Origin of the sequence: Xenorhabdus sp. PB30.3, assembly GCF_963895965.1 — a bacterium.
Classification (GTDB): Bacteria; Pseudomonadota; Gammaproteobacteria; order Enterobacterales; family Enterobacteriaceae; genus Xenorhabdus; species Xenorhabdus stockiae.
The window spans coordinates 1-14040 of sequence record NZ_CAWQMW010000196.1; the positions used below are offsets into that span (position 1 = coordinate 1).

15 protein-coding genes are annotated in these 14040 nt (G+C 46.1%); 13 read left to right on the top strand and 2 right to left on the bottom strand.

Going from position 1 to position 14040, the window contains the following annotated elements:
• Positions 1–1282: 1282 nt before the first annotated feature.
• Complete coding sequence (gene fliE / locus AACX38_RS20540) at positions 1283–1594, bottom strand: flagellar hook-basal body complex protein FliE (RefSeq protein WP_099120499.1); 312 nt, start codon at positions 1592–1594, stop codon at positions 1283–1285.
• 405 nt (positions 1595–1999) lie between these two features.
• Here fliE and fliF point away from each other — a divergent pair, with 405 nt between their 5' ends.
• The 13 genes from fliF (at position 2000) to fliR (ending at position 13125) form a co-directional block, all read left to right on the top strand.
• Positions 2000–3691 (top strand): flagellar basal-body MS-ring/collar protein FliF, encoded by a 1692-nt coding sequence (fliF, locus tag AACX38_RS20545; protein ID WP_099120498.1) that lies wholly within the window; start codon positions 2000–2002, stop codon positions 3689–3691.
• Positions 3688–4680, top strand: coding sequence for a flagellar motor switch protein FliG (gene fliG / locus AACX38_RS20550; RefSeq protein WP_099109733.1), 993 nt, complete (start codon positions 3688–3690; stop codon positions 4678–4680). The genes fliF and fliG overlap by 4 nt, the downstream gene beginning before the upstream one ends.
• Complete coding sequence (fliH, locus tag AACX38_RS20555; protein WP_228865451.1) at positions 4673–5377, top strand: flagellar assembly protein FliH; 705 nt, start codon at positions 4673–4675, stop codon at positions 5375–5377. Before fliG ends, fliH begins: the two co-directional genes overlap by 8 nt.
• Complete coding sequence (fliI, locus tag AACX38_RS20560) at positions 5377–6741, top strand: flagellar protein export ATPase FliI (protein WP_099109731.1); 1365 nt, start codon at positions 5377–5379, stop codon at positions 6739–6741. Before fliH ends, fliI begins: the two co-directional genes overlap by 1 nt.
• A gap of 134 nt (positions 6742–6875) precedes the next feature.
• On the top strand, positions 6876–7322 hold the full coding sequence (fliJ, locus tag AACX38_RS20565; protein WP_086956259.1) for a flagellar export protein FliJ: 447 nt from the start codon (positions 6876–6878) through the stop codon (positions 7320–7322).
• Complete coding sequence (locus tag AACX38_RS20570) at positions 7319–8653, top strand: flagellar hook-length control protein FliK (protein WP_228865453.1); 1335 nt, start codon at positions 7319–7321, stop codon at positions 8651–8653. Before fliJ ends, AACX38_RS20570 begins: the two co-directional genes overlap by 4 nt.
• Before the next feature lie 217 nt (positions 8654–8870).
• The gene (gene fliL / locus AACX38_RS20575) at positions 8871–9347 is read left to right on the top strand and encodes a flagellar basal body-associated protein FliL (RefSeq protein ID WP_099120495.1); all 477 of its coding nucleotides are present in this window, start codon (positions 8871–8873) and stop codon (positions 9345–9347) included.
• A gap of 5 nt (positions 9348–9352) precedes the next feature.
• Positions 9353–10363, top strand: a complete 1011-nt coding sequence (fliM, locus tag AACX38_RS20580; RefSeq protein ID WP_099109728.1) for a flagellar motor switch protein FliM — start codon at positions 9353–9355, stop codon at positions 10361–10363.
• Positions 10356–10763 carry a flagellar motor switch protein FliN gene (fliN, locus tag AACX38_RS20585; protein WP_099120493.1) on the top strand — a complete coding sequence of 136 codons (408 nt, stop codon included), beginning with the start codon at positions 10356–10358 and terminating at the stop codon, positions 10761–10763. Before fliM ends, fliN begins: the two co-directional genes overlap by 8 nt.
• 2 nt (positions 10764–10765) lie before the next feature.
• The gene (fliO, locus tag AACX38_RS20590; protein ID WP_228865455.1) at positions 10766–11230 is read left to right on the top strand and encodes a flagellar biosynthetic protein FliO; all 465 of its coding nucleotides are present in this window, start codon (positions 10766–10768) and stop codon (positions 11228–11230) included.
• A gap of 82 nt (positions 11231–11312) precedes the next feature.
• The gene (gene fliP, locus AACX38_RS20595; RefSeq protein WP_228865471.1) at positions 11313–12029 is read left to right on the top strand and encodes a flagellar type III secretion system pore protein FliP; all 717 of its coding nucleotides are present in this window, start codon (positions 11313–11315) and stop codon (positions 12027–12029) included.
• Between the two features lie 41 nt (positions 12030–12070).
• Positions 12071–12340: a flagellar biosynthesis protein FliQ gene (gene fliQ / locus AACX38_RS20600; RefSeq protein WP_099120491.1), complete on the top strand. Its 270-nt coding sequence runs from the start codon at positions 12071–12073 to the stop codon at positions 12338–12340.
• Positions 12341–12342: 2 nt separating this feature from the next.
• A complete protein-coding gene (gene fliR, locus AACX38_RS20605; protein WP_099120490.1) occupies positions 12343–13125 on the top strand; it encodes a flagellar biosynthetic protein FliR in 783 nt (260 codons plus the stop codon).
• 217 nt (positions 13126–13342) lie between these two features.
• Here fliR and AACX38_RS20610 read toward each other — a convergent pair whose 3' ends face one another.
• The gene (locus tag AACX38_RS20610; RefSeq protein WP_228865456.1) at positions 13343–13876 is read right to left on the bottom strand and encodes an AidA/PixA family protein; all 534 of its coding nucleotides are present in this window, start codon (positions 13874–13876) and stop codon (positions 13343–13345) included.
• Between the last annotated feature and the right edge of the window lie 164 nt (positions 13877–14040).

A 14040-nucleotide genomic window follows, 5' to 3' on the forward strand; every position in this document is an offset into this window, starting at 1 on the left:
TTATTTAACCAAACGAAAACTTAGTGATAACAGATAAAACCAAGTTCCTTTATCCAACTCATAGAACTATCTAAATTAAAATAAGACATAAAAACATCATTCCACAAGATAAATTTTGGAATAATTAAGTGATACTTGATTTTTTATTTTACTCATTTATAAATGCAAAAAATTAAATATACCACATTATAGTTATAATAGTTTTTTAATCTATCATTTATCATTTATTCGAATATATCCCATCAATCTGATTAATTTTTGTTTGGTTAGTTCCCATTGTTATTCCTCATCAGGAATACCGAAATGTACCGTTGCCTTTCTCTATCGCTAAAGTTTTTCCTCCATGATGCTACTGATGATTTTTCATTCATGAATTTATCTTTATTCACTCAAAATAAAAGGGAAACACTTTGTGAGTTAAGGCAATGTGTTTATTATTAATTTTCTAGAAAGGTGATTTCCATATTGATTATTATGAATACTTTTTTGATTTTGTTAAACTGAACCTATCATTTAATCTTAGCCTGTAAATCAAAGAAAACTATAACAATGCATTCCGCATTAAATTTGAGATTAGGAAGTATTTTATACCTTTGATATCTATTTTACATATATAAAATATTTCTATATTTTATATACTCATGACAAGGTAGATAACTCTATCCCTAGGGTAGTAGAACATCATATTACCTATTTTTTAACTTAGATTCGTCTAATAATCGTAATTTCGCTTAAGTACAGAAAAATGCATAAAATGAAAATTTATCTAACTTTCATTAGATACCATAAAGTTTAAAAATAGCATTTACATGTTACGGTTAAATACCAATCAAAGTGCACTTTCACACTAAATTTTTACCTTTAAAAACTCACAAGTTAGAGCATTTATTTTCACCGGTAAGAAAAAGAAAATAACTCATCGCCTACTTTTATAACAATATCATTGTTAATGATTCCAATTCGTATTGATAGCATTTACTACGATCTTAAAAAAGGATTTTACGAGATATTTTGCGATCCATTTTTGCCAAAATGACAATATTCTCTATGGAGAATTTCATGTTTTGCTTAAAATCGATTCATTCTGTTGGAATATTCAGCATTAGTTCGAAAAGAAATTAGGAGTGAAACCAAAGAGCGTTATTGAGTGTATACATAATGGATTTCAAGATACGTCGCGGCGGCAAGGGAGTTCATCCCCGGGAGCATAGGTAACTATGCAACTGGGGTGAACGAACGCAACCAACAAAGAAGCAACGTGAAAGACAAAGTGTATCTATCGTTAAACCTGCATATTCATTACTTCGTGGTACGCACTGACCAGCTTGTTTCTGACCTGAATACCCATTTGCAGTGAAATAGTGGCTTTCTGCATATTGACCATCACGTCATTCAGTTCCACGCCCGGTGTGCCCAGTGTGAAATCCTGTGCTTGTTTCGCTGCTTCTACGCGGGACAGATTTATTTTTTCTACTGCGGCGGTGAGCTGGCTGGCAAAGCCGCCTTTTACCGGCATAGGCTTAGCAATACTTGCTGCCTGTAATGCCTGCGTCTGCATCTGTTGCAGTACACCTTCAATTGCCTGAATTGACATAAAAACCTCGTGTTAAATCACCCTATTGATTACGTGATTAAATGCCATATTAGCCGTGGGCTGGTTGGCAGTTTTTTCAGGCTGCCACCGTAACATAGCCCTTTCAAACTAAAGCGGGTAATTAACGTAAAAATTCGAAGCTTATTGTGCCATTAAAAGATGTGTGAACAGCGAATAATGACGGGATTAATTATATCTATTGTATTTAAGTTGCATCACGGCGGCAAATTAAGCAATTCCCGGTGACACAGATAACGATGTCACTGAGGCGGATGCAGTCAGCAAAGAGGCAATTTGTAATAAAATGAAAGGTATAGAGATAGTTTTTTCGCTTGCGTATGGGGAGTCTGTTTTGTTACGCCACGCTTTTAGTATTCATGTTGACCAGCAAGGCAAGGATCGTCTATGAGTGCAGCAACAACCGACGCTGAGAATCCACAGAAGGGTTTCAGCGCTATCATCAACAGGATAAAAGCTGATCCAAAAGTTCCATTATTAGTTGCTGGCTCTGCTGCCATCGCTATTATCGTCGCCCTTTTTCTCTGGTTGCGCAGCCCTGATTATCGGGTGCTTTACAGCAATCTGAGTGATAAGGATGGCGGCGAGATCGTTACACAATTAACTCAAATGAATGTCCCTTACCGGTTTGCCGAAAACGGCGCTGCCATCATGATACCTACTGATAAGGTGCATGAAATCAGGCTGAAACTGGCACAACAGGGCTTACCGAAAGGTGGCGCTGCGGGTTTTGAGTTGTTGGATAAAGAAAAGTTCGGCATCAGCCAGTTCAGTGAGCAGGTTAATTACCAGCGTGCGCTGGAAGGTGAGTTGGCGCGCACTATCGAGTCTCTCGGCCCGGTGCAAAGTGCCCGCGTTCATCTGGCATTACCAAAGCCTTCCCTGTTTGTCCGTGAGCAAAAATCACCTTCTGCTTCCGTAACAGTAGGGTTGTTGCAGGGTCGTGCTCTGGATGAAGGGCAAATCAATGCCATTGTCCATATGGTTTCAAGCAGTGTGGCCGGATTGCCGCCAAGCAATGTCACTATTGTGGATCAGGCCGGACGCCTGCTGACTCAATCCGATGCCAATGGGCGGGATTTGAATACCACCCAGTTGAAGTACATACAGGAAGTCGAAAACCGCTTCCAGCATCGCATTGAAACCATTCTGGCACCTGTTGTCGGTCGTGGTAATGTTCATGCTCAGGTCACCGCGCAAGTCGATTTTTCCCGCCGTGAAGAAACTGCGGAAGAATATAAGCCTAACCAGCCACCGAATCAGGCAGCCGTCCGTTCTAAACAGACCAGTGCCAGCGAACAAAGTGGCGGGCCGTTGGTAGGTGGTGTTCCGGGAGCGCTGTCGAATCAGCCAAGTGCCGCACCAAGTGCGCCAATTGAGAAACCAAAAGGTAATGGTGACGACAAATCTGCTCAGGGGCGCAATGGCAATAACAGCTATGAGCGCATGATCAGTAATAACCGCAATAATCGTCATGATGAAACCATCAACTATGAAGTGGATCGCACTATCCGCCATACCCAGTTACAGGCTGGTGGCGTGGAGCGTCTCTCTGTTGCGGTTGTGGTCAACTATGCCACTGTTCAGGGTGAGAATGGCCCGGAAACTCAGGCACTGACACCAGAGCAGTTATCCCAGATTGAGTCACTGACCCGTGAGGCAATGGGCTTTTCTGCCGACCGTGGTGACAGCCTGAACGTTGTCAACACGCCGTTCAATAATACCGCCGAAGTGATAGAAACGCTGCCGTTCTGGCAACACCCTGTCCTGCTGGAGAAATTATTGGAGCTGGGCCGTTGGTTACTGTTAGCACTGGCTGCATGGCTGCTGTGGCGCAAGATGGTCGTGCCGCAAATTGCCAGAAAACGTGCTGCGGAAAAAGCCGCACTGGAAGCGCAGAAGAAACAGAATAAGCCTGCGACTGAATCCAATGCTGAAATGGATGAAAAAGTGCGCCGTCAGTTGGCTCGCCAGCGTGTCAATGCTGAGATTCAAAGCCAGCGTATCCGTGAACTTGCGGAAAAAGATCCTCGCGTAGTTGCGCTGGTGATCCGCCAATGGATGAGTAACGAACAATGAGTCTGACCGGAACAGAAAAAAGCGCCATCATGTTAATGACTCTGGGAGAAGATCAGGCGGCTGAGGTGTTCAAGCACCTGAACTCCCGGGAAGTACAACAATTAAGTATTGCAATGGCGGGGATGAAACAAGTCTCCAACCAGCAACTGGCTGAAGTCATGGCCCAGTTTGAGGAAGATGCTGAGCAGTACGCTGCTCTGAGCATCAATGCCAACGACTATCTGCGCAGTGTGCTGGTGAAAGCACTGGGCGAAGAGCGGGCTTCCAGCCTGCTCGAGGATATCCTTGAATCACGCGATACCACAACCGGTATCGAAACACTCAACTTCATGGAGCCGCAGGCAGCGGCTGACATGATCCGCGATGAACATCCGCAGATCATTGCCACGATTCTGGTTCACCTGAACCGTGGTCAGGCCGCAGATATTCTCGCCATGTTTGATGATCGTCTGCGTAATGACGTCATGCTGCGTATTGCCACCTTTGGTGGTGTTCAGCCAGCCGCACTGGCCGAGCTGACCGAAGTTCTGAACAACCTGCTGGATGGTCAGAATCTGAAACGCAGCAAAATGGGTGGTATTCGTACTGCGGCTGAAATTATCAACCTGATGAAGAGCCAGCAGGAAGAGAGCGTTATCGATGCTGTCCGTACTTATGACGGCGAACTGGCACAGAAAATCATCGATGAAATGTTCCTGTTCGAAAACCTTATCGGCGTGGACGACCGCAGTATCCAGCGTCTGTTGCAGGAAGTTACTACCGATTCGCTGTTGGTTGCACTGAAAGGCTGCGATCAGGCACTGCGCGATCACTTCCTCAACAATATGTCGCAGCGTGCTGCTGAAATTATGCGTGATGACCTGGCAACCCGCGGTCCGGTTCGTATGTCTCAGGTGGAAGCTGAACAGAAAGCCATTCTGCTTGTGGTTCGTCGTCTGGCCGAAAACGGGGAAATGATCCTGAATGGTGGTGATGATACCTATGTCTGATAATTCAAATAATGGAAACTGGCAGCGATGGCTGCCGGGTGAATTGACTCCGTGGGAAACATTACAAGCGAAACTGGAATCATCGGATGAGATACAGGAGCTTACCGAACAGGAGCGTTTACAAGAGCAGGCCAGAATACTCGACGAACTGAAGGAACAGGCGCGTCAGGCAGGTCAGGAGCAAGGTGTTGCTGAAGGTCATGTTCGTGGATATGAGCAGGGTGTTGAAGAAGGCCGGAAAGCCGGATTTGAACAGGGACTCAAGGAAGCCGCGGAACAACAGCAGGTTGTCATTGAACAGTGGAAAGATCTGTTGAGTGATTTCAGTCATTCACTGGATGGTCTGGATACGGTTGTTGCATCACGCCTGATGCAGCTTTCCCTGACGGCCGCTCACCATATTCTCGGTCAGCCGGCGGTGTGTGACGGCACTGCCCTGCTGAACCAAATCCGTGAATTTATTCAGCAGGAACCCATGTTCAGTGGCAAACCTCAATTGCGTGTTCATCCGCAAAATATTCCACTGGTTGAACAACAACTGGGCGAGATACTGGCTCTGCATGGCTGGCGTCTGGTTGCAGATAATAAACTGCATCCGGGAGGCTGTAAGGTCAGCGCTGATGAAGGTGATCTGGATGCCAGTCTGGCAACGCGATGGCATGAAATGTGCCGTCTGGCGGTATCAGGAGAACTGTGATGACTGCGAGACTTGGGCGCTGGCTGGCGACATTAGATTGCATGGAAAAACGTCTGGAAAAAACGCCGAAAGTACGTCGTTACGGACGTCTGACCCGCGCCACGGGTCTGGTACTTGAAGCCACAGGTTTACATCTGCCACTGGGAGCAACTTGCCTGATTGAACGGCAAAATGGCAACACCCTTGAAGAAGTCGAAAGTGAAGTCGTCGGCTTTAATGGTGAAAAATTGCTGTTAATGCCTTTGGAAGAACTTGAAGGCATTGTGCCGGGTGCCCGTGTCTATGCACGTGCTTATGGTGAAGAAGCGGGTGGTGGACGGCGTTTACCTCTGGGGCCGGAATTACTCGGCAGGGTGCTGGATGGTGCAGGTCGCCCTCTCGATGGTTTACCTGCCCCGGATACCGGATATCGCGCCCCCTTGACCACACCACCCATCAACCCCCTGCAACGTACTCCCATCAGCGATGTACTGGATGTGGGTGTACGTGCCATTAATGCTCTGCTGACCGTCGGGCGCGGGCAGCGAATGGGGTTATTTGCCGGTTCTGGTGTCGGTAAAAGTGTGCTCCTTGGCATGATGGCCCGTTATACGCAGGCAGACGTTATTGTGGTCGGCCTGATTGGTGAACGTGGCCGGGAAGTTAAAGATTTCATTGAAAATATTTTAGGTGAAGAAGGACGAGCCCGTTCTGTAGTTGTTGCTGCACCTGCTGACGTTTCGCCATTACTGCGAATGCAGGGAGCTTCCTATGCAACCCGTATAGCAGAAGATTTTCGTGATCGCGGGAAGCATGTGTTGCTGATTATGGATTCTCTTACCCGTTACAGCATGGCGCAGCGTGAGATTGCGCTGGCAATTGGTGAGCCTCCGGCAACCAAAGGTTATCCCCCTTCTGTGTTCGCTAAATTACCGGCATTGGTAGAACGGGCGGGGAATGGTGTCAGTGATGGCGGTTCAATAACCGCATTTTATACCGTCCTGACCGAAGGTGATGACCAGCAAGACCCGATTGCTGATTCAGCCCGGGCTATTCTGGACGGTCATATTGTCCTGTCCCGTGCTCTGGCTGAATCCGGGCATTATCCGGCTATCGATATTGAAGCATCAATCAGCCGGGCCATGACCTCCCTGATTGATAATACCCATTATCGACGGGTGCAACATTTTAAACAGCTGCTTTCCAGTTACCAGCGCAACCGGGATCTGATTAATGTCGGTGCTTACGCTGCCGGTAGTGATCCTTTGCTGGACAGGGCAATTGAGTTGTATCCACATATGGCTCAGTTCCTGCATCAAAGTATTGAGGAACGCAGTGAATACGATGCAGCATGTGCCCAACTGCAACAGTTATTACCAAGTTAAGACCGCAACTTAACTATACCCGATGGATTTCGGGTTGCATCTCGGCGGCAAGGGAATGACAAATTCGTCAGAAACGAATTTGCCCAGCCAAAGGCAGCCTGAAAGACGAAGGGTATAAAACGCTGAGGATAGACATGCAACAACACTCCCCTCTTGTGACTTTGCGCGAACTTGCTCAGGACGCAGCGGAAAAAGCCGCGACTCAACTGGCACAGATACGACAAAGCCATCAGCAAATGGAGCAACAACTCACGGCGTTAATGAGTTATCAGGATGAATATCGTACACGTTTGAACGACACACTAAGCAGCGGCATGTCCAGCTCGACCTGGCAGAATTACCAGCAGTTTATGAAAACACTGGAAATGGCAATCGAGCAACACCGATTACAGCTCAACCAATGGAAAAAACGGCTTGAGCAGGCTATGTCGCAATGGCAGGAAAAACAGCAGCGTCTGAACGCGTTTGATACGCTGCAACAACGGGCAGAACATAGTTTGAAGTTACACCAGAATCGCATGGAGCAAAAACAAATGGATGAGTACGCACAACGTGGTGCACAACGGAGAATGAAACAATGAATCTCACTCTTTTGCCTACTGATTTAACACTTGAAAAAAGTGTGGGAAAAAATCAGCAAGCACTGAACTCCTCTCAGGGCAGTAACCCCCCTAAAGAGCAGGCGACTGAATTCGGCCAGTTTCTCAGTGCAGAACAAAAAACCTCTGTTCAGACCGCTAAAAATCGCACAGATGGCAGCAATAGCGAATCTGGAGAGAAACATTCCACTGATAACCGGGATGAAGAAAAGTTATCTTCTTCGCTGGCTGTTTCTGGTCAGGTCGCCAGACTGGATCAATCTTCGGCTTCAGGCGCTTTTGCATCCGACAATGATGCAGAATTCACCTTATCCGAAGAGGATGATCTTCTGTCTGCTGAAATGTTAATCAATGCGATGCCTATTCAGCTGGCGGGATTAATCAGCCATCGTCCGACCGGCGAGGGTTCAGAAAGCTCAGATGATTTACTGCGCACTGAAAACAGCCTTGAAGATACATTATCCGACAGAAAACTATCCGGTAAAAAGACTAAAGCCGATATGGCGCTGATGGCGACAGATCCGGCTGAAGAAAATGATTTAGATAGTGATATCCGTTCTTTTACTCCACAGCATACAGCCTCGGCCACAAACCGTGCGGCTCTGGCAACAGCTACCGGAAAAGTAAAAGCCACTGCTAACGGCACTGAGCAAAATTCAGAGTCATCTGTTAGCGGAAAAGGAGATATCGGGAAGGCGTTCCTATCAACACAAGGAGCATCAGCACTGGCTTCAGCTTCTGCGGAAACATCCTCTTCGAGTGCGCCACACAATCTGTTCAGTGCTCCCCTGCTCGCGACAGGCCACCAGACTAACGGGCAGTTCCAGCTGAATAGTGCTCCCGCACCTTTACTGAGCGCTCACCTCGGCAGTGAAGAGTGGCAGCAGCAACTCAATCAGCAGGTACTGTTTTTTAACCGGAACGGGCTGCAACAGGCAGAATTACGCTTACATCCACAGGAGCTGGGTGCCCTGCATATCCGCATGAATGTTGAAGATAATCAGGCACAGCTGCATTTTGTTTCTGCACATCAACATGTTCGTGCCGCTTTGGAAGCCGCTCTGCCTAACCTTCGCCATTCACTGGCGGAAAACGGCATTCAGCTGGCTGAAAGCAGTGTGGGTAGTGATACATCAGGAAACTGGCAACAGGAACAGGCCGCCGACCCTCAACAGCATGCCAATACCGGTAGCCATACTGAAAACCATAGAGCATTGGCAGTAACACAGGCACCGACAACTCATGAACCCACAATCCGGCTAACCCCTCAGCAACTGGCTTCAAGCCGGGGAGGCGTTGATATTTTCGCCTGATTATCTGCCTGATTTCATCATTTGCTATCAGAACACTGCAAAAAAATGAAACTGAGCCGATAACAAACGAGTGAGTTAATGGTTTTTTCCGCGCTTTTTCCTGCCATTGCCGGAACAAAGACGCGGGATAATTGATGTTGAATTTGTTGGATAAGGAACTCCGCCACGGAATGCGCGGTGCCTTACTCCACTACAGAAAACAGGAATTTGTCTGTCCATGTCTGATTATAGCTACGAGCGTAAGCGCACAAAAACAATTTGGATGATACTGCTAATACTGATTGCCGTATTTAGTACCGCCATCGGAGGATATAGCTGGTGGACAATGAAGCAATCCGGCAATAACAGTACAGAAAAAGCCAAAATCATAAGTACTCCGGTATTCATGACACTGGAACCTTTTACCGTCAATCTGATAGACAACGAAGATCACTTTGATCGCGTTTTGTATGTCGGCGTGACGCTGCGTCTGTCTGATGAAATAACTCGTCAGCGCTTCCATGATTACCTTCCTGAAGTTCGTAGCCGTATGCTGCTGTTACTATCCCGCCAGAGATCAACTGATCTGGCAAAAGATGACGGCAAAGTACGTTTAGTGGAAGACATTAAACAGACACTGAGCCCAACACTGATCCCCGGTGAACCTGATCAAGAGATCACCGATGTGTTGTTTACTACGTTTATTCTGCGATAATCACGATGAGTGACAATATTCTTTCACAGGCAGAGATCGATGCTCTGCTCAATGGTGACAGTGCTGCTGCGGATGACGTAGAACAAACTACGTCGTCAGTGGAAAGTGAGGTTCGTCCTTACGATCCACATACACAGCGCCGTGTTGTACGCGAGCGTTTGCAGTCACTGGAAATCATCAATGAACGCTTTGCCCGCCAATTCAGGATGGGGCTGTTTAACATGCTGCGCCGCAGTCCGGATATTACGGTCGGTGCCATTAAAATTCAGCCTTATCATGACTTTGCCCGCAATCTGGCCGTGCCGACCAACCTCAATCTGGTTCACCTGAAACCGTTGAGAGGAACCGCACTGTTCGCTTTTGACCCCAGTCTGGTTTATATCGCCGTTGATAACCTGTTTGGTGGTGACGGACGCTTCCCGACTAAAGTGGAAGGCCGTGAATTCACCTATACCGAACAGCGGATCATCAATCGGATGCTGAAACTGGCACTGGACGCCTATCGTGACGCATGGGATTCCATCTTTAAGATTGACGTGGAATATGTGCGCTCTGAGATGCAGGTGAAATTCACTAATATCACGACTTCCCCTAACGATATCGTGGTCACCACGCCATTTACGGTGGAGATTGGTGACCTGTACGGGGAATTCAACATCTGTATTCCGTTTGCCATGATTGAACCCCTGCGTGAACTGCTAACAAATCCTCCGGTGGAAAATGTACGGCAGGAAGACGGGCAGTGGCGTGACATTCTGGTGAAACAGGTTCAGAACTCAGAACTGGAACTGGTGGCAAATTTTGCTGATATTCCCCTGCGGTTGTCAAAAATTCTCCAGCTAAAGCGCGGCGATGTTTTGCCGATTGAAAAGCCTGAACGTCTGATCGTTCACGTTGATGGTGTGCCGGTGCTCACCAGCCAATATGGAACACTCAACGGGCAGTATGCCCTGCGCGTTGAACACCTGATTAACCCTGTTTTAAATGCTCTGGATGAGGAAAAGCCCAATGAGTGATGCTAAACAACCCGCAGATACCAGCTTGACTGAAGAATCGTGGGCAGAGGCGCTGGAACAACAGGCTGCACAGCTTGCCTCTGACAGCGGCTCGTCAATTTTTGAAAGCCTTGAACCGCAGGATGCGCTTTCCCAGCTTTCTGATATTGACCTGATTATGGATATTCCCGTTAAGCTCTCTGTTGAGCTGGGACGCACCAAAATGACTATCAAACAACTGCTGAAACTTTCTCAGGGTTCCGTTGTTTCGCTTGATGGTCTGGCTGGTGAGCCACTGGATATCCTGATCAACGGCTATTTGATTGCACAAGGAGAAGTGGTCGTCGTATCCGATAAATACGGTATCCGTATTACGGATATCATCACACCTTCTGAGCGCATGCGTCGCCTGAGTCGTTAACCATGATGGCGAACCAGCCTTCTCTTCATACTTCTTTCCAAAGTGGTGCGGCATCAGATGCCGCACCGATTGGTACAGCAGTAACACATGCCCCTCCCCTTTCTGCCGGTCAGACACTGATGCAGGTCAGTAGTGCTCTGGGCGGGATCCTGTTACTGATATTTTTCATAACTTGGTTGATCCGTCGTCTGGGACTCGCTCCTGCCAAAAATAAAAATCATCGGTTACTCAATGTAAAAGCAAGTTGTTCACTTGGGGCAAAAGAGCGGATTGTCGTGGTTGAAATCGAGGACAGCTGGCTGGTACTGGGTGTCACACCTCAACAGATCACTATGTTACATCAGTTACCTGTACCACCTGATGACACGGAAAAGGAAACCGTGCTCAAGACACTTCCTTTCGGTCAGTTATTAAAAAATAAGCTTCAGCGAAAAACCAGGAACGACAGGGACGGCGATGAACAATAGAGTTTTCCTTATGATAGGCAATCAAATAAAAAGCCGGAAATTCGCCGCACATATTTCTCCGGCGCGTCTGGCAGCTGTGTTTATGGCGCTATTACTGCCACTGTTTCCCATGAATGCAGCAGCAGAGTTACCGGGCATCATCAGTCAGCCGCTGGCAAATGGCGGTCAAAGCTGGTCATTGCCGGTTCAGACCCTGATTTTCATTACTGCACTGGGATTTATTCCCGCTGCACTGCTGATGATGACCAGTTTTACCCGCATCATCATTGTACTGGGCCTACTGCGTAATGCACTGGGAACACCTTCTGCCCCACCGAATCAGGTAATGCTGGGCTTAGCGTTATTTATGACTTTTTTCATTATGGCCCCGGTATTCGATAAGGTTTATCAGGATGCCTATCTGCCTTTCAGTGAAGACAAAATCACGCTGGAAACGGCACTGGAGAAAGGTTCCCAACCTGTGCGCCAGTTTATGCTGCGTCAGACCCGGGAAAACGATCTGGCACTGTTTGCCCGTTTGGCGAATCAGGAAGCATTTGAAACTGCCGATTCTGTCCCGATGCGGATTCTGGTTCCGGCTTTCATTACCAGTGAACTGAAAACAGCGTTTCAGATTGGTTTTACGCTTTTCATTCCTTTCCTGATCATCGATTTGGTTGTTGCCAGTGTTTTGATGGCTCTGGGGATGATGATGGTTCCTCCCGCCACAATATCGCTGCCATTCAAACTGATGCTATTTGTTCTGGTGGATGGCTGGCAATTATTGCTTGGTTCGTTGGCGCAAAGTTTTTACGTCTAACAGAACTTTTCTTAAAAAGATCGAAAACGGTTTGAAAAATTATGACTCCAGAATCGGTAATGGCACTTGGTGTTGAAGCAATGAAAGTCGCATTGGCGCTGGCCGCGCCATTGCTTTTATCTGCTTTGATATGTGGTTTAGTGATCAGTATGTTGCAGGCAGCGACACAAATAAACGAAATGACGCTGTCGTTTATTCCTAAAATTCTGGCCGTTGTTGTCACAATTATCGTTGCCGGCCCGTGGATGCTCAATCTGTTGCTGGATTACATGCGCACACTTTTCAGCAGTATTCCTACGATTATTGGTTAATCATGATCCCGTTTGACAGTGAAACACTTTCCCGCCTCGTCAGTGATTTTTTCTGGCCACTGGCGCGCCTTCTGGCATTGTTCAGCATCGCCCCGATTTTCAGCGAAAAGCAGATGCCGATAAAAGTCCGCATCGGGCTGGCATTAGTGATCACCGCCTTACTGGTTCCCGGTATTCCGTCTCCCCAAATTCCGATCTTTTCCGTTGCCGGAATTTGGGTTCTGATCCAGCAAGTGCTGATTGGCGTTGCTCTGGGGTTAACTATCCAGATTGCCTTTGCTGTGGTGCGTCATGCCGGTGAAGTTCTGGGGCTACAGATGGGGCTATCTTTCGCCACATTTTTTGATCCGACCGGTGGCCCGAATATGCCAATTTTGGCGCGTATTCTGAATATGTTGATGATGCTGTTGTTTCTGGCTTTTGACGGGCATTTATGGATATTATCCATTCTGGCTGATACCTTCTATTCCATCCCTATTCAGACTACCCAGTTAAACCCAAAAAGTTTTCTGTTACTGGCGCAAAGTGCCAGCCTGATATTTATCAATGGCATGATGCTGGCAATGCCACTCATTACTTTACTGTTAGTTCTGAACTTCTCGTTAGGTATGCTGAACCGCATGACGCCTCAACTTTCCGTGTTCGTAGTTGGCTTTCCCCTGACGCTGACAGTCGGCATTTTCACCCTCTCCCTGCTGTTCCCGATGCTGGTGCCATTTACAGAACGGTTATTCAGTGAAATGTTTGATCGTCTGGCAGTGATTATTAATTATATGGTGCTGTAAAGAGCACCATTTTTATGCTGCTAGAGAAAAATATTACTTATTCAATTCTATCGTTTTTATTTATAAATTTTGTTAGTTTAGTAATATTTAAGACGATACTATTGGTAATTTTTATTTTTCTCTCACATGCAGAATCATAAACAACAACCAACTATTTTAGATAAATAAAACAGGCTACGCTTTTGCGTAGCCTTAGTTCTAATAATGAAAATTATTTTTAATTTTTACTAAGTGGATTCAATATTAATTTATGCTTAAACGTAGAATAACCAACAAGCAATCCGTTAGCATCATATATAGAAAAATGTCCTTGGTAGTCTTGGCTTTTTACATCTCCAACAGACATTACTTCACTTCTCCAATAGTTGTTTTTAATTTTTACAACCTCTATCTCTTGCTCATCATCATTTTTTATGTATGGCAATTTTACAGACTTAACATTTAGCTCTGGTTTAGACATTATTTGAGTGTTGTTTCCAATCGCTTTATATTTAGTCAAAACAGCCGAGTAATAACTTTTATAACTTGGTAATCTAATCACACTCCAATAAATAGAGTCTCCACGCAATACATTATCAAGGGTCAGGCGGACTCCACCATTATCTACAAGCATCTGTTTATCATCTAAAATTAATGTATGAAGCATATCTGTAGAGATTTCCCCTGGGGTATCTACATCCTTAGAATATCTCAGCTTTGAAACAATATTATCGAGATCTAGTGCGAGATACAACATGAAATTATTATTCATTATAGCATCCTCATATAAAAATGGAAAAATATTGAATCAACAAGCGACTTACACAATTCATTATACTGAGGAAAAATAAAATAAAAACATCAAAAAAACAATCCCATGACAAAGATAACTTTATCATAAAAAATAATTTTAAATATCCAAAAACAAACCATGTG